The following is a 22,205-nucleotide window of genomic DNA, read 5'->3' as shown; positions in this document are numbered from 1 at the left end:
CTTCCCCAGGATAGGAGCCTGACTGGGCTTCTTTCCCCTTCACCGTCGGAAGCTCTGCCCCATCCCGGCTGCCCTTCCGTTCCCCCCGCGTGCGCCACCCGGACGCGGGGCCGTCTCCGGCCATCCCTCGGCGACGCGGTCCCCCGACAGGAGGTTCCGGCTTTACGCCGGCAACATTGTGGGCCCTTGGGGCCCGCTTTACCGAGAGAGAGACATGGGAAAACTCCAACAAACCTTATTGTGGTCCGCCATTGCCCTGGGCGGTGCCCTATCCCTGGGCGTGGTGGCCCTGAATCGAGGCGAGAGCGTTAATGCCATCTGGCTGGTGGCTGCCGCCCTGGCCGTTTACGCCATCGCCTACCGCTTTTATAGCCGCTTTCTGGCGAAAACCGTGGTGGAGCTGGACCCCCACCGCCTGACCCCCGCCGAACGCCTGAACGATGGCCTGGACTATGTGCCGACCCATAAATGGGTGCTGTTCGGCCACCACTTTGCCGCCATTGCGGGGGCCGGTCCCCTGGTGGGCCCGGTGCTGGCCGCCCAGATGGGCTATCTGCCCGGTACCCTGTGGATTCTGGCCGGGGTGGTGTTTGCCGGGGCGGTCCAGGATTTCATTATTCTGTTTATTTCCACCCGGCGGGACGGCAAGTCCCTGGGGGAAATCATCCGTACGGAACTGGGGCCGGTGCCCGGCCTGTTTGCCTCCGTGGGCATTTTGATGATCATGGTCATTCTCCTGGCCGTGCTTGCCCTGGTGGTGGTTAAGGCCTTGGCGGGCAGCCCCTGGGGTACCTTCACCATTGCCGCCACCATTCCCATCGCCCTCCTGATGGGGATCTATTGCCGCTTTATCCGGCCGGGGAAGATCGGGGAAATGTCCGTCATCGGCTTTGTCCTGCTCATGCTGGCCCTGATTTACGGCGGTGACATTGCCAAGAGCCCCACCTTCGGCCCCTGGTTTACCCTGAACGGGGAAACCCTGGCCTGGGCCATGATGGCCTACGGCTTTATCGCCTCCGTGCTGCCCGTGTGGCTGCTCCTGGCTCCCCGGGATTACCTGTCCACCTTCCTGAAAATCGGCACCATCGCGGCCCTGGCCCTGGGGATTTGTATTGTGGCCCCGGACCTGCAAATGCAGGCGGTGACCCGTTTCATCGACGGTTCCGGTCCGGTGTTCTCCGGCAACCTGTTCCCCTTCCTGTTCATCACCATCGCCTGCGGTTCCGTGTCCGGCTTCCACTCCCTGGTGTCTTCCGGGACCACCCCCAAGATGCTGGACAATGAGGCCAACGCCCGGGCCATCGGCTACGGCGCCATGCTCATGGAGTCCTTTGTCGCCATCATGGCCCTGATTGCCGCCAGTGTGCTGGAACCCGGGCTCTACTTCGCCATGAATGCTCCGGCGGCGGTGATCGGCAAGACGGCGGCGGAAGCGGCCCAGGTGATTTCCCAATGGGGCTTTGTCATTACCCCGGACATGCTGACCCAGACGGCCCAGGCGGTGGGGGAAAACTCCATCCTCTCCCGGGCCGGGGGCGCTCCCACCCTGGCCGTGGGCATGGCCCACATCCTTTCCAAGGTGATCGGCGGCCACGCCATGATGGCCTTCTGGTACCACTTCGCCATCCTCTTTGAAGCCCTGTTTATCCTCACCACCGTGGATGCGGGCACCCGGGTGACCCGCTTCATGATTCAGGATCTGCTGGGGGGCTTTATCAAGCCCCTGGGCCGGACTGATTCCTGGACGGCCAATTTCCTTGCCACCGTCCTGGCCGTGGCCAGCTGGGGTTACTTCCTCTACCAAGGGGTGGTGGATCCCCTGGGGGGCATTAACACCCTCTGGCCCCTGTTCGGCATCGCCAATCAGATGCTGGCGGGCATTGCCCTGATCCTGGCCTCCGTGGTGCTGGTGAAGATGAAGAAGGAACGCTTCCTCTGGGTCACCCTGGTGCCCACGGTGTGGCTCCTCATCGTGACCCTGTTGGGGGGCTGGGAAAAGCTCTTCGATGCCAATCCCAAGATCAGCTTCCTCACCCACGCCCACAAGTTCGCCACGGCGGCGGCCAGCGGAGAAGTGCTGGCGCCGGCCAAGAATCTGGGCCAGATGCAACAGATCATTTTCAACGACTATGTGGATGCCACTCTCACCGGTCTCTTCATGGCCGTGGTGCTGGGCATGGTGTTTTTCGGCATCCGGGCCGGTCTCAAGGCCCTGGCCGTTTCCCACGCCACGGTGAAAGAGTCGGAACCCCAACGCCGGGAGCCTGCCCATGCTTGAAAAACTGCGCTATTTCGCGGGCCAAGCGGCCCGCACCGCTCGGCTCATGGTGGGGGTGCAGGATTACCCCACCTATGTGGCCCACATGGCCCAATGCCATCCGGGCCACAAGGTCATGACCGAGGTGGAGTTTTTCCGGGCCTGCCAGGATGCCCGCTATCCGGGCAAGAACGGCAAGATCAGCAAATGCCCCTGCTAGGGGTGCCCCTGTAACCGCCGGCCCTTAAAGGCCCGGCGGCCCTCCCCACGCCGGCTTTGACGCCGGCGTTTTTTTTTAGCGACCGGCCAGCGTGGCCGGGGGGCGGAGGCTTTGCCGGTATTCCCCGGGCCGGGCCCCGGTCCATTTCTTGAAGGCCCGATGAAAGGCGCTGGCCTCGGCAAAGCCCAGATCGGCGGCGATTTCCGCCACGCATTTGGGGGAGTGGCAGAGCAGGTAAATGGCCAGATCCCGGCGCAGGTCTTCCTTAATGTTGCGGTAGGTCTGGCCTTCCCCTTCCAGGCGGCGGCGCAGGGTGGCGGGGGAGTGGTGCAGGCGCCGGGCCAGGGTGTCGAAATCGGGCCAGGCCTCCGGGGGAATTTCCCGCAGGCGGCGCCGGATGCGGGCGGTGAGCCCGGCACTATTCTTGAATTTGATCAGGAAATTGGCCGGGGCCCGGCGCAGGAATTGGCGCATGGCCCCCTCGTCCGGCACCGTGGCCATGGCCAGGTAATGGGCGGGAAAGTGAATGGCGGAGCAGGGCTGGTCAAAGGCCAGCTGGGGGGAAAACAGCACCCGCCATTCCCCGCTGTAGGCCGGTTCGGCACATCGAAAATCCGCCCGGCTCAGGGGAATGCGCCGCCCCACCAGCCAGCAGGCCAGGCCGTGGACGATGAGGAGAAAGGTGCCGTAGGCAAAGGCCCGGCGGGGCGGAGCGTCCGCCGCCGATCCGGGTTCCAGGAGGCGCACCGTGGCCGTTTCCCCCTGGACCACCAGCTCCCCGGCCAGCCCGTCCAGCACCAGGCGGAGAAAGCGCAGAGCCCGGCGCAGGGCCTGTTCCAGGGTGGTGGCATGGAGCACGGCGTGGCACAGCAGGGTAAAGCTGCCGGTTTTCATGGGGTGCCGGTCCATGCCGAAAAACTCATCGTCCAGCAACTGGGCGATGCCGTGCCAGAGTAGGCCGTAGCGTTCCGAGGATACCCGGGCCTGGTCCGTGTGCAGCAGTTCTGGAGAAATGCCCGCCGCCGTCAGAATCGGCCCCTCCTCCAGCCCCCGCCGCCGCACTTCCGCCAGGGCCTCATGGACGAAGGCGATGGCGATGGTGCCTTTGTCGGGAGCGTCGGGGCGGGGGGGCATGGTGGAAGAGGGGAAGGGTCGGGGAAGGTGGTTGGGAAATGGGGGCAGCAATCCGCCCAGGGGCGCTGGGCGGCGGGGGCGTGGTTCGATGCCCGGCGCCTGGCGGGGCCTGAGCGGCGGCACGGCAAGCCCCCATCTCCTGGTTTTGGGGGCGGGCAGCCAACTCCTATCTGGCAAATTCTATCACCCCATTTGAGCGCTTCCGGCATGGGCCCCCGGGCGGCCCTTCCCTAGACTGGCTGACGCACAAAAACCGGTCCAAGCCGGGCGGCGGGCCCAGAGGGTGCCCTGGCGCCGGACCCAGGCCGGTCCCCATTTTCGGTGAAGGAGACAAGGACAATGGAAATTCAAAATAAGGTGTTTGTGGTGACCGGCGGTGGCTCCGGTCTGGGGGCGGCTACGGCCCGCATGTTGCTGGGCAAGGGGGCCAAGGTGGTGTTGGCGGATGTGAACCGGGAAGCTGGCTCCGCCATGGCCGAGGAACTGGGCCCGGACGCCCGTTTTGTGGCCACGGACGTGACCGACGAGGCCAGCGCCCGGGCCGCCTTCGATGCCGCGGAAGTCCTGGGGGATTTCCGGGGCCTGGTGAATTGCGCCGGTATTGCCCCGGCGGAAAAGGTGGTGGGCCGGGAAGGCCCCCATCGGCTGGAAAGCTTCAGCAAGGTCATTCAGATCAATCTGGTGGGCACCTTCAATATGATCCGCCTAGCGGCGGAACGGCTCATGGCCAAGGAACCCCTGGCCACCGGGGAGCGGGGCGTGATGGTGAACACCGCCTCCGTGGCGGCCTACGAAGGCCAGTTGGGCCAGGCCGCCTACGCCGCTTCCAAGGGGGGCATTGTGGCCCTGACCCTGCCCGTGGCCCGGGAACTGGCCCGCTCCGGCATCCGGGTCATGACCATTGCCCCGGGCATTATGGAAACCCCCATGCTCCTGGGCATGCCCCCGGAAGTCCAGGAAGCCCTGGGAAAAATGGTGCCCTTCCCCTCCCGGCTGGGCAAACCGGCGGAATACGCGGCCCTGGTGGAAGCCATCCTGGTCAATCCCTACCTGAACGGGGAAGTGATCCGTCTGGATGGGGCCATTCGCATGGCCGCCAAGTAAGGCAGGGCAAGGGAAAAGCAAGGGAAGGGCAGGAAAGCCAGGGACGGGGGCGAAATCGCCCCGGAGCGTGCCAAGGCTCAAGCCCGGGCGGGCCCCTCCGGTGAAGCCCGTCCCATCAGGTGGAGCGGCCTAGTGGGGTAGCTCGGCCCGGCCCTTAAGGCTGGGGGACGGGGCTAGGCCCATCGGCCCGATCCACGGGGCAGGGCCCGGGGTGCTGGGCTAGATGCAGCAACCACGCCCCTTTCCGGCCGGTTTTTGGCAGGGTACTGATGGTTTTTCCACCCTCCAGCCCTGCCGATGTCCCGGGGGGGGCCCCCGCCTCCTTCCCCTTTCCCCCACGTCCGCTCCCATTGTTTTCTGCGCCGGCTCACCCCGGTGCGTCCCTTCGGCGCCTGGCGCCGATTCTGGCCGAACCCTGCCTGGGGGCGGGGGCCGGCCGCCATAACAATCACATCAGGAGACAAACCATGCTGCTGGATCAGGAACACCAGATGATTCAAGACACCATGCGCCAATTTGCCCAGGAGCGCCTGGCGCCCTTTGCGGCGGAGTGGGATCGAAACCACACCTTCCCCCGGGAAGCCCTCCGGGAGCTGGGGGAGTTGGGGGCCCTGGGCATGGTGGTGCCCGACACCTACGGGGGGGCGGGGATGGATTACCTGAGCCTGGTGCTCACCCTGGAGGAAATCGCTGCCGGGGACGGGGCCACCTCCACCATCGTTTCCGTGCAGAATTCCCTGGCCTGCGGCATTACCCTCAAATACGGCAGCGAGGCCCAGAAGCAGGAATGGCTCACCCGGCTGGCCTCCGGCCAAGCCCTGGGCTGCTTCTGCCTTACCGAGCCCCACGTGGGATCGGACGCTTCCGCCATAAAAACCACCGCGGTGCGGGACGGGGACCACTGGGTCATTAACGGGGTCAAGCAGTTCATTACCACGGGCAAACACGCGGAGGTGGCCATTGTCTTTGCCGTTACCGACAAGGAAGCGGGGAAAAAGGGCATTTCCTGCTTCCTGGTGCCCACTGCTACCCCGGGCTACCAGGTGGCCCGGCTGGAGGAAAAAATGGGGCAAAAGGCCTCGGACACGGCCCAGATTCTCTTCGACAACTGCCGGGTGCCCGCCAGCGCCATGCTGGGGACGGAAGGGGAAGGCTACAAGATCGCCCTCTCCAATCTGGAAGCCGGGCGCATCGGCATTGCCGCCCAGTCCGTGGGCATGGCCCGGGCAGCCCTGGAGGCGGCCCTGCGCTACGCCAAGGAGCGGGAGACCTTCGGTAAACCCATCATCCAGCACCAGGCGGTGAATTTCCGTCTGGCCGACATGGCCACCCAGGTGGATGCGGCCCGGCTCATGGTCTGGCGGGCCGCCCAGCTCAAGGACGCGGGTCGGCCCTGCCTGACGGAGGCTTCCATGGCCAAGATGTTCGCTTCCGAAGTGGCGGAAAAGGTGGCTTCGGACGCCATCCAGATCCACGGGGGCTACGGTTACGTGAGCGATTTTCCCGTGGAGCGCATCTACCGGGACGTGCGGGTATGCCAGATCTACGAAGGGGCCAATGACATCCAGCGCCTGGTGATTGGCCGGGCGCTGGCTAGCTGAACCTTTCCGAGGATGGAAAAAGGGCGCCTTGCGGGGCGCCTTTTTTCTTGATGGAGGCTTTTTCCGATTTTTATCGGGAAGAGTGACAGGGTTATGTGAATGGTATTATTGGCCGCCGTGGGTTGGCCTGGAAACACCGGGCTTATCCTCCCACCGCCCCTATTTCCCTGAAGGAGGAAAGATGAAAGCCCTGTTACTCACCACCCTGGTGGCCCTATGCCTGATTGGCTGGTTCAGTCCGGAAATGGTGACTTTTCTGAGTGGCCATGACCGTATGCAGGTGGTGGAGACGGGCTCTGCCCAGGACCTCATGGTGCGGGAAGAGGCGGGCAAGGCCCAGGGTATGACCCTGGCCGAGTACGAGGCCCTGGCGAAAAATGACCCGGAGGCTTACCAGAAGCTGCTGAAAAGCCGTGAGCAGCAGGCCCCCCGTTCCGAAATTGATAAATTGATGAACTTCTTCGCCCACCTGAAATATGAATAGGGTCCAGGAAATACAAGGATTTTCTGGGTTCTTATGCCCTGGGGGCAATCCTCTGGCGGTTGTTAGGCCCCTGCCTGCCCTGGCCGACCTTGGGCTCAGGCATGGAATCTGCTGTAACACCGGCATCACCCACTAGCTGCGCCGACTTTGCCGGTTTTTATTCATCCCCTGGGGCTTGCTGCCGTCCGGGCGGCAGGAATTGCCGCCCTTTGGTAAGCCGGGGGGATAACGGTAGGGGCGGCGGGGCGTATTTAGGAGAACCCCATGAGCGTTTCGTCCATTTACTCGGCCTATACCCAGACCCAGGTGGATGCCCTGTTGAAGTCGGTCTCCAACAGCACCAGTTCCTCCAGTTCCAGTGCCAACTCCACCCTGTCCGACAAGCTTTCCGCCGCCGTCTCCTCTGCCATAGCCAATGGGGATAGCACGGCGGCCAGCCTCTACAAGAGCCTGGTGACCCTAAGCTCCCTGTCCGGCAGTAGCAGCACGAATTCCAGTACCACCAGCACCTACAACGCCCAGGGCCTGATGGCTCAGCTTAACGCCCAGAGCGGTCTGACCGACCCCCTGCTGGCCTCCGGGGATGAGAACGGGGGCGTGACCCTGCCGGGTCAGATCGGCATGAGCGGCAGCAGCGCTTCGTCCACCAGTTCCAGCTCCCTGACCTCCATGCTCAATTCCCTCATCCACACCATTACCACCTCTTCCAGCGCTGCCACCAGCACCAGTTCCAGCAGCAGCGGCCAAAAGTCCTGAGGGCTATGCAAGCCCCATAAAAAAGGAGCCTGGGGGCTCCTTTTTTATGGGTAAAATCCAGCAAAAATAAAAAGTTCCCCAAAGTTGTAATTCATTTCGGGTTGTGGAATCATATGCAATCCATCCGGACGGATTGTTTCTATGTCAGTCGCCCATCGTCGCCCCAAACAGCCGGAACAGTTGCGCGCCCAGCTCCTTTCCGTCGCCTTGGATCTCCTGGTAGATGAGGGCTTCCACGCCCTGACCCTGGATGGGGTGGCGCGGCGGGCGGAGGTGAGCAAGGGCGGTCTGCAATACCATTTCCGTTCCAAAGCCGCCCTGCTGGAAGGACTTTACCTGCACCTCACCGACGAGTGCTTTCGCCAAATGGACGCAGTGCTGGCGGAGGAGGATGACCGACCCGGCCGCCACGCCCGGGCCTATATCCGCACCAGTTTCCTGCCCATGGATCCCCGCCGCCAGAAGGCCATTGGCCTGCTCACCCTGAATTGGCCGGATGCGGCCCAGCGCTGGCGCCAGGACATGCTGGCGGAACTGGAAAAAGACCGCCAGGAAGCTCCCGCCGCGGTGGATCAGCTCCTGGCCCTGCGTCTGGCGGCGGATGGTTTCTGGTGTGCCCAGATGTTCGATATCTATGCCATTTCCGAAGCGCGCCGTACGGCGCTCCTCAACCACCTTTTAAATCTCTGCGACGAGGCTACCCGATGAAGCCCTTTTCCGCCCCCCGTTTCCCTTCCCCCCTGTCTTCCCGGGCCGCCCTGTCCCTGGGCCTGTGCCTGGTGCTGGCAGCCTGCGGCGGTCCGGCGGACCAGGGCCAGGCACCCACCCCCACCGTGGGGGTAGTGACCATCAAGCCCCAGATGGTGGCCCTGGACATGGATTTGCCGGGCCGGACCTCCGCTTATAAGGTGGCGGAAGTCCGGCCCCAGGTGGGGGGCATTATTCTCAAGCGCCAGTTCACCGAAGGGGCGGACGTGCGGGAAGGCCAGTCCCTGTACCAGATTGATCCGGCCACCTACCGGGCGGCCTATGACAGCGCTAAGGCCAATCTGGCTCAGGCCGAAGCCAATCTCACCACCCTGCGCCTCAAGGCGGAGCGTTACCAGCAGCTCCTGGCCGTGAAGGCGGTGGGACAGCAGGAATACGATGACGCGGCGGCGGCGGCCAAAGCGGCGGTGGCCACGGTGCAGGCCAATCGGGCTGCCCTGGAGCAAGCCGACATCAACCTGCGCTATACCCGGGTGCTGGCCCCGGTGACCGGGCGCATCGGCAAGTCCAGTGTCACCCAGGGGGCCCTGGTGACGGTGGATCAGACCACGGCCCTGGCCACGGTGCAGCAGCTGGACCCCATTTATGTGGATGTGACCCGCTCCAGCGGGGAATTGCTGCAACTGAAGCGGGATCTGGCGGACGGTACCCTGAAAAAAGCCGGAGCCAACGGGGCCGTGGCCCGGTTGATCCTGGAAGACGGCAGTCTTTATCCCCTGGAGGGCAAGCTCCAGTTTTCCGACGTGACGGTTAATGAAAGCACCGGGGCCATCACCCTCCGGGCCATTTTCCCCAATCCCAAGCATGAGCTCTTACCCGGCATGTTCGTTCGGGCCCGGCTTACGGAGGGGATCAACGAGCAGGCCATCCTGGTACCCCAGGACGCGGTGAGCCGGGATTCCAAGGGCAAGTCCTCGGTCTATGTGGTGGGGGCGGACAACAAGGTCCAGTCCCGCAGCGTGGAGACCCCCCGTAGCGTGGGCAACCAATGGCTGGTGAAGGGGGGCCTGAAGTCCGGAGACAAGCTGGTGGTGGACGGTCTTCAGTCCATCGGCCCCGGGGTGACGGTGAAGACCGTGTCTGCCCTGACCAATAGCGGCAAATAAGCCCGGGAGCCCCCAACCATGTCCCGCTTTTTCATTGACCGGCCCATTTTTGCCTGGGTTATCGCCATCATCATCATGCTGGCGGGGGTGTTGGCCATTACGGGCTTGCCCATCTCCCAGTATCCCAACATCGCCCCGCCCCAGGTGTCCATTAACGCCTTCTACCCGGGGGCTTCGGCGGACACCATCGAAAAGACCGTTACCCAGCTCATCGAGCAGAATATGAAGGGGCTGGACGGTCTGACCTACATGTCCTCCAGCAGCGACTCGGCGGGCAACGCCCAGATCACCCTGACCTTCCAGGCCGGGACCAATCCGGACATCGCCCAGGTGCAGGTGCAGAACAAGCTGCAACTGGCCACCCCCCGGTTGCCCGCCATTGTGCAGAAATCCGGCATTACGGTGGCCAAGGCCACCCCCAACTTCCTCATGGTGCTGGGCTTTGTCTCGGAAGACGGGCGCATGAGCGATGCGGAACTGGCGGATTTCGTCTCCACCAACATCATGGATCCCATCAGCCGGGTGAGCGGGGTGGGCAGCATCCAGCTCTTCGGTTCTCCCCGGGCCATGCGGGTCTGGCTGGACCCGAATAAGCTCAACAACTACAAGATGGTGCCCGCGGACATTGTGGCGGCCATCAATGCCCAGAATGCGGAAGTGTCCGCGGGCCAGCTGGGGGGCACCCCGGCGGAGCCCGGTCAGCGCTTCAGCGTCACCGTCACTTCCCAGTCTTTGCTCAAGACTCCGGAGGAATTCCGCAACATTCTGCTGCGCACCCTGCCGGATGGCTCCACGGTGCATTTGAAGGATGTGGCCCGGGTGTATCTGGGCCAGGAAAGCTACGGCTTCGTTTCCCGTTTCAACCGCAAGCCCGCCACCGGTATGGCCATTAATCTGGCCACCGGGGCCAATGCCCTGGCCACAGCCCGGGCCGTGCAGGACCGGGTGGCGGAACTGGAAAAGTTCTATCCCCGGGGGATGAAGACCGTTTATCCCTTCGATACCACTCCCTTTGTGCGCATTTCCATCCATGAGGTAGTGAAAACCCTGGTGGAAGCAGTGGGGCTGGTGTTCCTGGTGATGTACCTGTTCCTGCAAAATTTCCGCGCCACCCTGATTCCCACCATCGCCGTGCCCGTGGTGCTGCTGGGCACCTTCGGGGTGCTCTTTGCCTGCGGTTTTTCCATCAATACCCTGACCATGTTTGCCATGGTGCTGGCCATCGGCCTGCTGGTGGATGACGCCATTGTGGTGGTGGAAAACGTGGAGCGGGTGATGAGTGAGGAGGGGGTGGGGCCCAAGGAGGCCACCCGGCGCTCCATGGACCAGATTACCGGGGCCCTGGTGGGCATCGGTCTGGTGCTTTCCGCCGTCTTTGTGCCCATGGCCTTTTTCGGCGGTTCCACCGGGGTGATTTACCGCCAGTTCTCCATCACCATCGTGTCCGCCATGGCCCTGTCCGTGCTGGTGGCCCTGATCCTGACCCCCGCCTTGTGCGTCACCTTCCTGCGGCCGGTGGAAAAGGGCCACGACAAGCACCACCGGGGCTTTTTCGGCTGGTTCAACCGCTTTTTCGAGCGCAACACCAACCGTTACCAGAGCGCCGTGGGCCGTATTCTCGTCCGCAGCACCCGGTTTTCCCTGATTTATCTGCTCCTGGTGGGGGGCATGGTGGGGCTCTTCTTCATCCTGCCCACCTCCTTCCTGCCCGATGAGGATCAGGGGGTGATTTTCACCCAGGTTCAGTTGCCCCCCGGGGCCACCCAGGAAAGCACGGTCCAGGTGCTGAAAAAGGTGGAAGATTATTTCCTCAATGAGGAAGGCAAAAACGTGACCTCCGTGTTTGCCGTCCAGGGCTTCAGTTTCGGCGGTAGCGGCCAGAACAGCGGCATTGCCTTCGTCATGCTGAAGGATTGGGATCAGCGCAAGGCCGCGGCCCAGAAGGCCAAAGCCGTGGCCAATCGGGCCATGGGGGCGTTTTCCAAGCTGCGGGAGGCCCAGGTTTTCGCCTTTGTGCCTCCGGCGGTGATGGACCTGGGCAATGCCTCCGGCTTCGACTTCCAGTTGCAGGATAAGGCCGGCCTGGGCCACGAAAAGCTCATCGCCGCCCGTAATCAGCTCCTCATGCAAGCCAGTCAGCGCAAGGATCTGGTGGCGGTACGGCCCAACGGCATGGACGACAGCGCCCAGTACAAGCTGGATGTGGATCAGACCCGGGCCGGGGCCCTGGGCCTCAGCATGGGGGACGTGAATGACGTGCTGGCCACGGCCTGGGGCGGCACCTATGTGAATGACTTCCTGGACAAGAACCGGACTAAAAAGGTCTATATCCAGGGGGACACCCCCTTCCGGATGCAGCCCGGGGACCTGGGCCGTTGGTATGTGCGCAATAGCGATGGCCAGATGGTGCCTTTCTCCGCCTTTGCCCAGGCCCACTGGAGTTTCGGCTCTCCCCGACTGGAACGCTACGAAGGGGTGCCGTCCGTGGAAATCCTGGGGGAAGGGGCGCCGGGTAAGAGCTCCGGGGACGCCATGAAGGTCATGGAAAGCTTGGCCGCCCAGTTGCCCTCGGGCATCGGCTATTCCTGGACCGGCCTTTCTTACCAGGAAAGGCTGGCAGGTTCCCAGGCCGTTTCCCTCTACGCCATTTCCATGCTGGTGGTTTTCCTCTGCCTGGCGGCCCTGTATGAAAGCTGGTCCGTACCTTTTTCCGTGATGCTGGTGGTGCCCCTGGGGGTGGTGGGGGCCCTGGCCCTGACCAAGCTCATGGGGCTTTCCAATGACGTGTACTTCCAGGTGGGGCTACTCACCACCATTGGTCTGGCCACCAAAAACGCCATTCTGATCGTGGAATTCGCCAAGACCTTGCAGGAACAGGGCAAGTCCCTGGTGGATGCGACCCTGGAAGCGGCCCGGATGCGGCTCCGCCCCATTCTCATGACCTCCATTGCCTTCGGCTTCGGGGTGCTGCCCCTGGCCATCAGCAACGGGGCCGGGTCCGGGGCTCAGAACGCCATCGGTATCGGGGTGCTGGGGGGCATGCTGGCCTCCACGGCCCTGGGTATTTTCCTTATCCCCCTGTTTTTCGTGCAGGTCCGCAAATATTTCAGTCGTGATAGTGGCGCCAGCCCTAGTGCCAGCAGCGCCTCCCAGCAGGAGTCCCAGCCATGAGAACCGCTCCCTCTCTGCCCCTTCCCCCACCTTTCCCCGGTGCCTGGCGGAATCCCCTGCTGGCCCTGGGGGTTGCCCTGGCCTTGTCCGGCTGCGGTTCCCTGCTTACCCCCGAGTATCAGCGGCCTGCCGCCCCCATACCCCAGGCCTGGCCCACGGGCCCGGCCTATGCTGGGGCGCCCCAGGGGGATAAGGGCCCGGCGGCCGTGGAACTGGGCTGGCGGGACTTTATCCTGGACCGGCGTCTGGCGGCCCTGGTGGAGCAGGCCCTGGCCCAGAATCGGGATTTGCGTATTTCCGCCCTGAATATTGAAAAAGCCCGGGCCCAGTACGGCATCGCCCGGGCGGACCTTTTCCCCTCGGTGAATGGGGCGGCCAGCGGAACCCATGCCCGCACCGCCCAGGATTTGACCCCCGCCGACACGGCCCGTACCACCCACGTTTATGGGGCCAGCCTGGGCTTCAGTGCCTATGAGCTGGACTTTTTCGGGCGTATCCGCAATCTCAAGGATGCCGCCCTCCAGCGTTATCTGAATACGGTGGAGGCCCGCAATTCCCAGCAGATCACCCTGATTGCGGAAGTGGCCAGCGCCTATCTGACCCTGGCGGCGGATCAGGCCCGGCTGAGCCTGGCCCAGGCCACGGAACGGAGCCAGGGGGAAACCCTGGACCTGATCCGGCGGCGTTTTGCCCTGGGGGTGGGCTCTCAACTGGATGTGAGCGGTGCTCAGACCAGCGTGGAAACGGCCCGGGCCGATGTGGCGGCCTATACCTCGGCGGTGGCTCAGGATATGAATGCCCTGACCCTGCTGGTGGGCGGCCCGGTGGCCGGGGAGCTTTTGCCCGGCGGGGAATTGCTGGACGGGGCGCCGGTGTTGCAGGACGTGCCTGCCGGGGTGTCTTCCCAGGTCTTGCTGCGGCGCCCGGATCTGGTGGCGGACGAGCATTTGCTGCGAGCCTATGACGCCAATATCGGTGCCGCCCGGGCCGCCTTTTTCCCTAGCATTACCCTGACCGCCGGAGTGGGCACGGGCAGCGACGAAATGTCCCGCCTGTTCCTCGGGCGCAACGGCACCTGGAATTTCGTGCCCCAGATCAACCTGCCCATTTTCCGGGGCGGCGCCCTAACCTTCGCCCTGGCCTCTGCCAAGGCGGACCGGGAAATTGGGGTGGCCCAGTACGAAAAGGACATCCAGACCGCCTTCAAGGAAGTGGCGGATGCCCTGGCTCAGCGGGGCACCCTGGGGGATCAGCTCCAGGCCCTCCAGGCCAACGAAGCGGCCGCGGCCTTAAGCTTCAAGCTCTACGGGGCCCGTTACAACACGGGGATTTCCAGCTATATGGATTTGCTGGTGTCCCAGCGCTCCCTCTACGGCGCCCAGCAGAGTCTCATTACCGCCAAGCTTAACCGGCAGACCAATCTGGTCACCCTGTACAAGGTGCTGGGGGGCGGGGTGCGGGAGCGTACCGGGGAATCTTCCGGCGGCTAGGAGCGGGGCTTTTTGCAACGCCACGGGGGGAAGGCTGAGGCCTTCCCCTTTTGCTTTTTAGGTGAGGTTGAAGTGGGCGTCGGGCTGGTGTTTTTCCGGCAGGGGGGACTGATCGTCCATTTCCTTCAGATTGATTTCGATGGTGTTGCACAGGGCGTCCAGGGGCAGGTCGTTGGCCGCGGTGCCGAAGGGATCTTCCAGCTCTTCCGCCAGGGATTCCAGGGACAGGAAGGTGTAGGAAATGAACACGGACACCAGGGGGGTCATATAGCGCAGGTCCTCCACCAGGGCAAAGGGCAGCAGGGTGCAGAAGAGGTAGACGGTACGGTGCAGGATCAGGCTGTAGGCAAAGGGAATGGGGGTGGTGGCGATGCGTTCGCAGCCTCCCAGGATGTGGGAAAGCTCGTCCAGATTGCGATCCATGCCCGTATAGAGCATGTCGCTCAAGGCTCCCTGCTGGCGCTGTTCTCCCAGCCAGCGGCCCAGGGCCAGGAGGATACGGTTGGCGGCCAGGGGGCTGGCTAGGATTTCGGCCCGGTCCCGGGCGGGCAGGTGACGTTCCAGATATTCCCGGGGGGCGGTCTGGCGCAACTGGTGTTTAAGGGCCCAGGCAAAGGCCACCAGCAGGGCGGTGAATGATTGTCGGGCCGCCGGGGCCAGGGCCAGGCTTTTCGCCTGGCGCAGCAGGGAGCGCTCGGTGATGAGCAGGTTGCCCCAGAGCTGGCGGGCTTCCACGAAGCGGGCGTAGCTGGCGTTGTTGCGGAAGCCGAGAAAGATGGCGATGGCTACCCCCAGGAGGCTAAAAGGGGCGGTGGTAAGCCGGAGGCTGAGGCGCTCGTACCAGGGAAAGGAAATGACTGCCGCCACGGCCATCATGAAATTGAGGCTGAGGCGGAAGAGAATATTGGGCAGAACCGAACCGCGCCAATCAAAGAGGCGGCGGAACCAATGCTGGGGAGGTCGGACGATCATGGTAAGGGAGTAAGGGGGAAAAATGCCGGAAATAGGCGGGCCCGTGGGGGGACCGGGAGCATACAGGATCACTCCTTTTCTTCCCACGCCCGGGGGAAAAGTGGCTCCTTCTGGCCCCGGATACAAATCCCTTACTTTTCGGTGACAGTCGGATACCTGGGCTTACATAGCTCCTGACATCAAGGGCCGGGGGGAAGGCGTTAAAGGAAGCAAGGTGCTGGAAAAAGCCGGTACCGAGCCAAGGTTTCACCCCCTATTTCTTGAAGGAGTTACACCATGCAAGTTTCCAAGACCCTGATCGCCCTGGTGGTGGCCGCTGGCTTCACCTCCGCTTCCTTTGCCCAAACCACTGCCCCCACTCCGGCCGCCAAGCCTGCTCCCACGGCCAGCGCCAGCGCCCCGAAGGCGGAAGCCCCTGACGCCAAAAAGGCCGCCAAGCCTGCCAAAAAGGTGGAAAAGAAGGTGAAGAAAGTGGAAAAGAAGGAAGAAAAGAAGGCGGTGCAAAAGGTGGAAAAAACGGAAAAGGGCGAAGCCGCTCCCGTCGCCACTCCCAGCACCGGCAAGTAATTCCGCTTCACCCCGTGCTAAGGCATGGGGTAGCCGCCTCGAAGGCCCGCCCTGTGCGGGCCTTCGGCGTTTTTGGCTGGGACCCAGTGTTGTGAATCAGACTGCCGTTATCGGTAGGCTTTCGGGGGCGGCGGATTGGGGCGCAGGGTACGGGGCCCCTCTTCCCGGGCAACCTCCGGCTCAGGCCTTTTCTTCCCCCAGGGCCCGGGACAGCAGGCGGGCTTTCAGCCAGCGGGCGGCGGGGCCCAGGGCGGCGGTCTTGCTCCACACCAGATCCACCCCCACCTGCCAATCCGTGTGGGGATAGGCTTCCAGGGCCAGTTCCACCAAATCCCCCCGGGCCAGCTCCCGGCGAATCATCTGCCGGGGCAGGGTGGTCCAGCCTAGTCCGGCCAGGGCCATTTCCAGGAGGGCCGGGTAGCTTTCCGCCTGCCAGCAGGGGGTGGCAGCCAGGTACTCGGTGGTGGGCAGGCGGTGGGCGTGGGGGCTGAAGGCCAGGCGGCGATGCACGTGGAGATCGGCGAAGCGCACCGTGGGGAGGCGGGCCAGGGGATGGTCCCGGCTGACCACGTGGGTGAGGGTGAGGCGTCCCATCTGGGTGAAGTCCAGTTCCGCCGGGTAGTGGGGCTGGGCGAACAGAATGCCCAACTGGGCGCCTCCCTCCAGGAGCAGGGCCCGGATATCCCCCTGGCGGGGATGGCGGGCGTGGAGGTCCAGGTGGGGGAACTGGTTGGCGAAATCCGTGAGGGCCCCCATGAGCACGTCGTGGGGAATTTCGATGGCGATGGTGATTTCCCCCTCCACCCCCTGGCCCAGGCTGCCCGCGTGGCCTTCCAGCGCCAGGCAGCGCTCCAGAATTTCCCGGGCCTCCCTGAGCAGGCTTTCCCCCGGGGGGGTGAGGGCGGTGCGTTTGTTGTCCCGGGCGAAGAGACTGACTCCCAGATCCAGCTCCAGATTGGCGACGGCGCTGCTGACGGTGGATTGGGTTTTGCCCAGGTGCCGGGCGGCGGCGGAAAAACCGCCCCGGTCCGCCACCGCCACGAACATTTCCAGTTGATCCAGTGAATAGCGCATGGGTCCATTATCCATCGAGAAAATCGATGGTGGTTGATTTTTACCATCGGGAATTTTGCTGAATCATGGGGGCGATTGATAGGGAGCCGCTCCCGGCGGCAGCCTTCCTTTCTGCTTACTTTTTCAGGAGTTCCCATGTCCATAGAACTGTTCCGGGCCGACCATGTGCTGCCCATGACCGAAGGTAATCCGGTGATTGAAGACGGCGCGGTGGCCGTGGATCAAGCCACCGGCACCCTGGCGGCGGTGGGTCCGGCAGCGGCGGTGATGGCCGCCTATCCCCAGGCGCCCTGCCGCCATCTGCCCAAGCGCTTACTCATGCCCGGCCTGATTAACGGCCATTGCCATTCGGGCCTGCTGCGGGGCACGGCGGAGGGCTTGCCGGTCTATGAGTGGCTGCAACGCTATATCGACCCCATGCACCGGGTGCTCACGGCGGAAGAGGCGGAAATCGCCTCCCGGCTTTGCTATGGGGAAGCCCTGCTGTCCGGGACCACCACCATCACCGATATGTGGCGCTATCTGGATGGGGGCGCCCGGGCGGCCCGGGATCTGGGCATTCGGGCCGTGCTGGTGCCCTATGTGGCGGAACATCCGGATCACAATTATTTCGAGACCCTGGACAGCAACGAAGCCCTGATCCAGGCCTGGCACGGGGCGGAAAACGGTCGTATCCAGGTCTGGGTGGGCATGGAACACCTGTTTTACGCGGTGCCCGAAGCTTGGCGCCGGGCGGCGGAAATGTGCCGCCGTTACGGGGTGGGGTTCCACACCCATAGCAACGAAAGCCAGGTGGATATCCGGGAAATGGGGCGGCGCTTTGGCCTGCGTCCGGTCCAGGCGCTGGAGCAATTCGGCCTGCTGGATGTGCCCCGGGTGATGCTGGCCCACGGGGTCTGGCTGGACGAGGCGGAAATCGCCATCCTGGCCCGCCGGGGCAATATCGGCGTCATCCACAATCCCACCAGCAACATGAAACTGGCCAGCGGCGCCGCCCCGGTCAGCCGCCTGCTGGAGGCCGGTGTTCCCGTGGGGCTGGGGACAGACGGGGAAAAGGAAAACAACAACCTGGATCTGTTTGAGGAAATGAAGGTGGCTTCCCTCCTGGCCAAATTCGCCACCATGGATGCGGCCCACCTGGATGCCTGGGAAGTACTGCGCATGGCCACGGTGTATGGAGCCCGTACCCTGGGCCAGGAAGACCGGTTGGGCTGTCTGAAGCCCGGTGCGGCGGCGGATATGATCGCCGTGCGTACGGATACTCCCCGTATGACGCCCCTGCTCACCGGCCCCTACCTCAACCTCCATCACAACCTGGTCTTTGCCGTCCAAGGCGGAGACGTGGATCTCACCATGGTGGCGGGTAAGGTGCTGGTGGAGGGGGGACGCCTGCTCAGCGCCGATCTGGATGCCCTGATTGCCGACGCCAACCGGGCCGTTCCCCCCCTGTTTGCCCGCCGAGAAGCCTGGCTGAAGGATCATCGGGCGGTGGGGCGAGGGGAGGGGGAGATCGGATAAAGCCCTGGGGCGGAGCTGTTGCCAGGCGGGACCTCTCGGTGGATTTGGTCCCCTCGACAGGAATCGAACCTGTATTTAGCGCTTAGGAGGCACTCGTTCTATCCATTGAACTACGAGGAGTGGAGGCTTCGCCGCGAGGCGCGGACACCCTGCCTTGTGTATCCCTCGGCGAGCTGGAGGATGCCCTGCCATTCTGCATTTGCGGAGGGCAGGCATCTAAGCCGTCGAAGGACGGCGGGAAAGATTCCCTCCCACCGCGAGGGCCACAAGTCTATATGCAAACTGTCCCCAAAGAAAGCTTGCGCCCTCCAATTCCTCGGGGAGACGGAAGCGCGGGGGGCTGTTGAAAAGAGCCTATTGGGAATAGGGATAACTATGGTGTATGGGGAAAAAAGGATACTCCCTTATCCGGCCGTCTAGGGCTGCAATCAGGGGCTGACAGGAGGCCTTCGATTTATATCTTGTAAGTTAAATAATTGATTTGAATTAAGGATTTAGGCGCGAGAGAGGAATAGTCTGAAAGTATTTTTCTACCAGAGATCGACATGCATTTGTATGTGGGAGAATCTCAAAGCCAAGAACAAAATACTGTAGAAAATATTGGCTTTTTGAAGAAACGCAGAAGTTTTTTGCTTGGCGCTATAGGGGTGCTGTACGGTTTTAAATGCTACGCTTCTGGCGAACTGGGGCTGATCTCATTACCGAAAACAATATCCCAGGCCATTAATCTGGCGGGGCGGCAACGGATGTTGTCCCAACGGGGGGCCAAGCTTTACGCCCAGATATTATTGAATATCCGGGTCGATGTGGCGAAAAAGAATATCAATGGGACGATATTGGAGTTTGAACAGCAGTTGTCCTATTTGAAGAGCTTTCTCAAAGGGGAAAAGGGCCAGGAAAAATATCTTGACCTGATGGGGCGGCAATGGGGGAAGTACAAGGCTATTCTGGCTGGCCAACCCTCGGTGGCCAAGCTTCCCGAGATTTCGGAATACAGTGATGCAATACTGGGCGCGGCCAACAGCCTTGCCGACCTGCTGCAACGGAGCGTGGGATCGAAAATCGGCGGGATTGTGAATCTCTCGGGCAGGCAAAGAATGCTATCTCAGCAACTGGCCAAATATTTGTTCTTTTCCGCGAACGGCTATAGCGAGAAGAATTACACCCAGGATATTATCCGGGCAAGATCAGAATTCTCCTCTGCCATGAATATACTTAAAGCGGCACCGGAAAATACCCCGGAAACCTTGTCCTGGCTTACCTTGGGCGATAGCCAATGGTCTTTCTACGACCAGTTTTTTTCAAATATTAAAAAAGGAACCCGGTTGAATGATCTGGCGGTGGCGTCAGAAAATATATTGGAGGTTCTGGAGAAGTTGACTTTCCTGTATGCGAAGCTATAGGGATTGGTAGAGTTTGGGCTGGGGGGGTTCGGAGAAATTGGGGTGTGATTTTTTATTGAAAATCAAGTCGGTATTGTGATGAGATGGCCGATGTAGGCCAACTGCCGGGGTGTTTCATGTCGAGGTATTTCAAAAAATATAGGCGATTGGCTTTTGAAAAATGGGTGATGGAATCCTTCAGGTTGTCTCTGCAAACTCCGCCAGCATATTGGCCAGCCAGCCTTCCCCATTTATATATTCCCTGTGGGTTAAAGACATATCCAAGGGTGAGCTTGAGCCAGCTCCGGGGATGAGTTTGAATGGGCTTGTTTCCTCATTTCTAAAGACCTGGGCGATGCTAATCGCTTCATTGGTGCCAATGGAGCCATAGCAGACGTTGAGCAGGGGAAAATCCATGGGGGCTAGATTGTTGAGTTTTGCCACCACGTTTAGGGCGCAAAGCTTCCCCTGGACGTTGGCCCCGTAAGCCGTTTTGGGCATATCTCCAACCTTGGCCGCATCTCCAAGCACATAGATCTGGGGCTGGTGGATGGATTCAAATTGCCCATTAACGGCGCACCAGCGTTCATTTTTTTCCACCAGACCCGCCAGACGGGCCAGAGGGCCGGCTCCCTGGGGAGGAATCAGGTTAATCACCTCTCCCTCATAGGTGCTGCCGTCGTTGGTGATGAGGCTGCGGGTATGACCGTGAATTCCGACTACCGTGCTGTCCGGCAGATATTCAATCTGGTGGGGGTAGCGGCTTTGCCAAACAGCCTTGAACTGCTTCGGCAGCGCCACGATGTCCCTGTTCCCATCCAGGACCAGGAGCTTGCTGCGAGGCTTTTGGGCTTTCAGGTATTCCGCCAGCAGGCAGACCCGCTCATAGGGCCCCGCGGGGCATCGGTAGGGGGCTTTGGGAATACTGACAATGATTACACCTCCGTCCCCCATTGCCTGAATTTGGCGTTGCAGGAGGAGGGTTTGTTCTCCCCCTTGCCAGCCATGGGGGAAGAGAAGGGGCGTGGTTTTTTCATCATATCCCTCGATATTGGTGCCAGAGAAATCAATGCCCGTGGCTAAAATCAGGGCGTCGTAACTCACCCGGCCCTGGGGGGTAAAGACCTGCTGGCGGTTCGGATTAATATCCGTCACCTCCGTGTGGAGAAATTTCTTATTCCCCTGGCTACCCGGGTAAGTCAGGGTCAAATCACCAATCTGCCTTCTGCCAACCAGGACTTCATTGCTGAAGGGATTGGCCACATATTGCTTGTTGCGCTCAATAAAAATGACTTCGATGGAAGGGTCTAATTGGTGGATGTAATTGCCCGCCGTCATTCCCCCAAAACCGGCGCCCACAATGACTACCCGCCGGTTTGTTTTAGGTACGATTTCACTGGCGCAGCCCAGGATGGTGCTGCTTAAGGTGCCGCCCAGTATTTTTCCGAAAGATCGGCGCGTTATATTCATCATTGGGGTATTTGTAGCTGGCTTGCATAAAAAGCGGCGACTGCCCGGATGTCGCTCTCGGATAGATTCTTGAGTGCCCGGGATTTCCGGGGGGACATGGGACGGGCCCCGGTGACAAAATCCCCTAGCTCCGTTTCCATATAAGCGGCCCGTTGTCCGCCAATAAAAGGGGTGGGGGCTTTATTCTCCGGGCCGTAGTCCAGATGACATTGGCCACTGCAATTTGCTTCATAGGCACGGTTGGCGTGGGTGCTGGACCACAGCTTGCCATCCAAATGGCAGGTATTGCAGCGCTGATAAAACACCTTGCTTCCCTGCTTTACCTGGTCGGGATCAAGGGCTTCCCGATTAGGCTGGGGCCGCTGCTGGGCGTAATAGGCGGCCATTTGCTTTAACTGGGCATCCGAATATCCCCTCCCGATTCCCCCCATCACCGTTGCCCTGCGCTTTCCCGACCGGTAGGCGTCCATTGCCGTAAGGAAATAGGCTTCCGGTTGGCCCGCCAAGGTGGGGACGGAGGCCCCCTGGCTGTTTCCCCTGGGGCCGTGGCAGCCATCACAAACCACCCCGGGAGAAAGGTGGAGGCGCTCAGGGCCGGCGTCGACCCCGATGGGGGCTAAAAATGCCAGGAAGGCCCATACCCCTAAAACAATCCGGTGGTTCCTCACGATGTCACGTAGAAGGAAATGGTGATCTGCCTAGTAGAGCAATTCCCGGCCCCATTATCTTTAATCCAGGTTAAAAATAATCTAAGAAAAATTGTTCATGGGTATCAGGCTCTCCATATTCGAGATAAAGGCTATCCGTAGTAAAGATAACAATATTGCGAACCGTCGCGTAATGGCTATCCCCTAGGGCAAATTCCCATAGGTTGCCCGGTTGGGATATTGGCCATGATGGGTCAAGGAGCGGGCTCCCTGGATTGGCAGATTGTTCGCCTAATATTTGCCCTGGGTGGCCATAGGTTAGGGAAGAAAGACGCCGTTTTTCTTCCCGTCAGCGCTGGTTCGGGGATGGAGGGATGGGGCTCAAGCCCCCGATCTGGCCGGTCAATTCGGGCGGGCGCTCGGGGAAAGCGTCTAATGAGCAGAAAAAAAGCCGCGCTCCCCGGGGAAGGGGGCGCGGCCTAGG

Annotated in this window: 18 protein-coding genes, 1 tRNA gene and 1 pseudogene; 13 read left to right on the top strand and 7 right to left on the bottom strand. The window is 61.9% G+C overall.

What is annotated here, in order from left to right; all coding sequences use genetic code 11:
* Positions 1–214 precede the first annotated feature (214 nt).
* Positions 215–2,278, top strand: coding sequence for a carbon starvation CstA family protein (locus Azoinq_RS02330; protein WP_216126920.1), 2,064 nt, complete (start codon positions 215–217; stop codon positions 2,276–2,278).
* Positions 2,271–2,477, top strand: coding sequence for a YbdD/YjiX family protein (locus tag Azoinq_RS02325; RefSeq protein WP_216126923.1), 207 nt, complete (start codon positions 2,271–2,273; stop codon positions 2,475–2,477). The genes Azoinq_RS02330 and Azoinq_RS02325 overlap by 8 nt, the downstream gene beginning before the upstream one ends.
* Positions 2,478–2,552: 75 nt before the next feature.
* Here Azoinq_RS02325 and Azoinq_RS02320 read toward each other — a convergent pair whose 3' ends face one another.
* Entirely contained in the window at positions 2,553–3,611 is a 1,059-nt protein-coding gene (locus Azoinq_RS02320) for an AraC family transcriptional regulator (protein ID WP_216126926.1), read from the bottom strand.
* Positions 3,612–3,950: 339 nt separating this feature from the next.
* On the opposite strand from Azoinq_RS02320, the gene Azoinq_RS02315 reads away from it, so the two are divergent.
* From Azoinq_RS02315 to Azoinq_RS02280, 8 genes are all read left to right on the top strand, one after another.
* Positions 3,951–4,715 (top strand): 3-hydroxyacyl-CoA dehydrogenase, encoded by a 765-nt coding sequence (locus tag Azoinq_RS02315; RefSeq protein ID WP_216126930.1) that lies wholly within the window; start codon positions 3,951–3,953, stop codon positions 4,713–4,715.
* Positions 4,716–5,182: 467 nt separating this feature from the next.
* Complete coding sequence (locus tag Azoinq_RS02310; RefSeq protein WP_216126933.1) at positions 5,183–6,316, top strand: acyl-CoA dehydrogenase family protein; 1,134 nt, start codon at positions 5,183–5,185, stop codon at positions 6,314–6,316.
* A gap of 181 nt (positions 6,317–6,497) precedes the next feature.
* Complete coding sequence (locus Azoinq_RS02305) at positions 6,498–6,800, top strand: hypothetical protein (RefSeq protein WP_216126936.1); 303 nt, start codon at positions 6,498–6,500, stop codon at positions 6,798–6,800.
* A gap of 264 nt (positions 6,801–7,064) precedes the next feature.
* A complete protein-coding gene (locus Azoinq_RS02300) occupies positions 7,065–7,556 on the top strand; it encodes a hypothetical protein (protein WP_216126939.1) in 492 nt (163 codons plus the stop codon).
* Between the two features lie 141 nt (positions 7,557–7,697).
* Positions 7,698–8,264 carry a TetR/AcrR family transcriptional regulator gene (locus Azoinq_RS02295; RefSeq protein ID WP_216126941.1) on the top strand — a complete coding sequence of 189 codons (567 nt, stop codon included), beginning with the start codon at positions 7,698–7,700 and terminating at the stop codon, positions 8,262–8,264.
* Positions 8,261–9,430, top strand: coding sequence for an efflux RND transporter periplasmic adaptor subunit (locus tag Azoinq_RS02290; protein ID WP_216126943.1), 1,170 nt, complete (start codon positions 8,261–8,263; stop codon positions 9,428–9,430). Before Azoinq_RS02295 ends, Azoinq_RS02290 begins: the two co-directional genes overlap by 4 nt.
* Before the next feature lie 18 nt (positions 9,431–9,448).
* Positions 9,449–12,601, top strand: coding sequence for an efflux RND transporter permease subunit (locus tag Azoinq_RS02285; RefSeq protein WP_216126945.1), 3,153 nt, complete (start codon positions 9,449–9,451; stop codon positions 12,599–12,601).
* On the top strand, positions 12,598–14,091 hold the full coding sequence (locus Azoinq_RS02280; RefSeq protein ID WP_216126947.1) for an efflux transporter outer membrane subunit: 1,494 nt from the start codon (positions 12,598–12,600) through the stop codon (positions 14,089–14,091). Before Azoinq_RS02285 ends, Azoinq_RS02280 begins: the two co-directional genes overlap by 4 nt.
* A 57-nt stretch (positions 14,092–14,148) precedes the next feature.
* On the opposite strand, the gene Azoinq_RS02275 is transcribed toward Azoinq_RS02280, so the two are convergent.
* On the bottom strand, positions 14,149–15,063 hold the full coding sequence (locus Azoinq_RS02275) for a bestrophin family protein (RefSeq protein WP_216126950.1): 915 nt from the start codon (positions 15,061–15,063) through the stop codon (positions 14,149–14,151).
* A gap of 276 nt (positions 15,064–15,339) precedes the next feature.
* Here Azoinq_RS02275 and Azoinq_RS02270 point away from each other — a divergent pair, with 276 nt between their 5' ends.
* Positions 15,340–15,630, top strand: coding sequence for an amine oxidase (locus Azoinq_RS02270; RefSeq protein WP_216126953.1), 291 nt, complete (start codon positions 15,340–15,342; stop codon positions 15,628–15,630).
* A gap of 180 nt (positions 15,631–15,810) precedes the next feature.
* Here the strand turns inward: Azoinq_RS02270 and Azoinq_RS02265 are convergent, their stop codons facing one another.
* Entirely contained in the window at positions 15,811–16,704 is an 894-nt protein-coding gene (locus Azoinq_RS02265) for a LysR family transcriptional regulator (RefSeq protein ID WP_216126962.1), read from the bottom strand.
* 135 nt (positions 16,705–16,839) lie between these two features.
* On the opposite strand from Azoinq_RS02265, the gene Azoinq_RS02260 reads away from it, so the two are divergent.
* Entirely contained in the window at positions 16,840–18,222 is a 1,383-nt protein-coding gene (locus Azoinq_RS02260; RefSeq protein WP_216126965.1) for an amidohydrolase family protein, read from the top strand.
* A 45-nt stretch (positions 18,223–18,267) separates the two neighbouring features.
* Here the strand turns inward: Azoinq_RS02260 and Azoinq_RS02255 are convergent.
* Positions 18,268–18,342 (bottom strand) — tRNA-Arg (locus tag Azoinq_RS02255).
* A 425-nt stretch (positions 18,343–18,767) separates the two neighbouring features.
* Here Azoinq_RS02255 and Azoinq_RS02250 point away from each other — a divergent pair.
* Positions 18,768–19,625: a type IV pili methyl-accepting chemotaxis transducer N-terminal domain-containing protein gene (locus Azoinq_RS02250; RefSeq protein ID WP_216126971.1), complete on the top strand. Its 858-nt coding sequence runs from the start codon at positions 18,768–18,770 to the stop codon at positions 19,623–19,625.
* A 177-nt stretch (positions 19,626–19,802) separates the two neighbouring features.
* On the opposite strand, the gene Azoinq_RS02245 is transcribed toward Azoinq_RS02250, so the two are convergent.
* The 3 genes and pseudogenes from Azoinq_RS02245 to Azoinq_RS15200 all read right to left on the bottom strand — a co-directional run.
* The gene (locus Azoinq_RS02245; RefSeq protein WP_216126974.1) at positions 19,803–21,077 is read right to left on the bottom strand and encodes an FAD-dependent oxidoreductase; all 1,275 of its coding nucleotides are present in this window, start codon (positions 21,075–21,077) and stop codon (positions 19,803–19,805) included.
* Positions 21,074–21,460, bottom strand: a complete 387-nt coding sequence (locus tag Azoinq_RS02240) for a c-type cytochrome (RefSeq protein WP_408627124.1) — start codon at positions 21,458–21,460, stop codon at positions 21,074–21,076. The genes Azoinq_RS02245 and Azoinq_RS02240 overlap by 4 nt, the downstream gene beginning before the upstream one ends.
* A 48-nt stretch (positions 21,461–21,508) precedes the next feature.
* Positions 21,509–21,640, bottom strand: a pseudogene (locus Azoinq_RS15200) (c-type cytochrome); the annotation flags it as partial.
* Positions 21,641–22,205 lie beyond the last annotated feature (565 nt).

Origin of the sequence: Azospira inquinata (genome assembly GCF_018905915.1) — a bacterium.
GTDB classification, from domain to species: Bacteria; Pseudomonadota; Gammaproteobacteria; order Burkholderiales; family Rhodocyclaceae; genus Azospira; species Azospira inquinata.
Note: the sequence above shows the minus strand (reverse complement) of the source record. Positions and strands in the feature narration are given on the sequence as shown.

What these genes read in the sequence shown, in the direction of transcription:
- Azoinq_RS02330 (WP_216126920.1), top strand. Translation starts at nt 215, where the DNA reads ATGGGAAAACTCCAACAAACCTTATTGTGGTCCGCCATTGCCCTGGGC.
- Azoinq_RS02325 (WP_216126923.1), top strand. Translation starts at nt 2,271, where the DNA reads ATGCTTGAAAAACTGCGCTATTTCGCGGGCCAAGCGGCCCGCACCGCT.
- Azoinq_RS02320 (WP_216126926.1), bottom strand. Translation starts at nt 3,611, where the DNA reads ATGCCCCCCCGCCCCGACGCTCCCGACAAAGGCACCATCGCCATCGCC.
- Azoinq_RS02315 (WP_216126930.1), top strand. Translation starts at nt 3,951, where the DNA reads ATGGAAATTCAAAATAAGGTGTTTGTGGTGACCGGCGGTGGCTCCGGT.
- Azoinq_RS02310 (WP_216126933.1), top strand. Translation starts at nt 5,183, where the DNA reads ATGCTGCTGGATCAGGAACACCAGATGATTCAAGACACCATGCGCCAA.
- Azoinq_RS02305 (WP_216126936.1), top strand. Translation starts at nt 6,498, where the DNA reads ATGAAAGCCCTGTTACTCACCACCCTGGTGGCCCTATGCCTGATTGGC.
- Azoinq_RS02300 (WP_216126939.1), top strand. Translation starts at nt 7,065, where the DNA reads ATGAGCGTTTCGTCCATTTACTCGGCCTATACCCAGACCCAGGTGGAT.
- Azoinq_RS02295 (WP_216126941.1), top strand. Translation starts at nt 7,698, where the DNA reads ATGTCAGTCGCCCATCGTCGCCCCAAACAGCCGGAACAGTTGCGCGCC.
- Azoinq_RS02290 (WP_216126943.1), top strand. Translation starts at nt 8,261, where the DNA reads ATGAAGCCCTTTTCCGCCCCCCGTTTCCCTTCCCCCCTGTCTTCCCGG.
- Azoinq_RS02285 (WP_216126945.1), top strand. Translation starts at nt 9,449, where the DNA reads ATGTCCCGCTTTTTCATTGACCGGCCCATTTTTGCCTGGGTTATCGCC.
- Azoinq_RS02280 (WP_216126947.1), top strand. Translation starts at nt 12,598, where the DNA reads ATGAGAACCGCTCCCTCTCTGCCCCTTCCCCCACCTTTCCCCGGTGCC.
- Azoinq_RS02275 (WP_216126950.1), bottom strand. Translation starts at nt 15,063, where the DNA reads ATGATCGTCCGACCTCCCCAGCATTGGTTCCGCCGCCTCTTTGATTGG.
- Azoinq_RS02270 (WP_216126953.1), top strand. Translation starts at nt 15,340, where the DNA reads ATGCAAGTTTCCAAGACCCTGATCGCCCTGGTGGTGGCCGCTGGCTTC.
- Azoinq_RS02265 (WP_216126962.1), bottom strand. Translation starts at nt 16,704, where the DNA reads ATGCGCTATTCACTGGATCAACTGGAAATGTTCGTGGCGGTGGCGGAC.
- Azoinq_RS02260 (WP_216126965.1), top strand. Translation starts at nt 16,840, where the DNA reads ATGTCCATAGAACTGTTCCGGGCCGACCATGTGCTGCCCATGACCGAA.
- Azoinq_RS02250 (WP_216126971.1), top strand. Translation starts at nt 18,768, where the DNA reads ATGCATTTGTATGTGGGAGAATCTCAAAGCCAAGAACAAAATACTGTA.
- Azoinq_RS02245 (WP_216126974.1), bottom strand. Translation starts at nt 21,077, where the DNA reads ATGATGAATATAACGCGCCGATCTTTCGGAAAAATACTGGGCGGCACC.
- Azoinq_RS02240 (WP_408627124.1), bottom strand. Translation starts at nt 21,460, where the DNA reads ATGGCCGCCTATTACGCCCAGCAGCGGCCCCAGCCTAATCGGGAAGCC.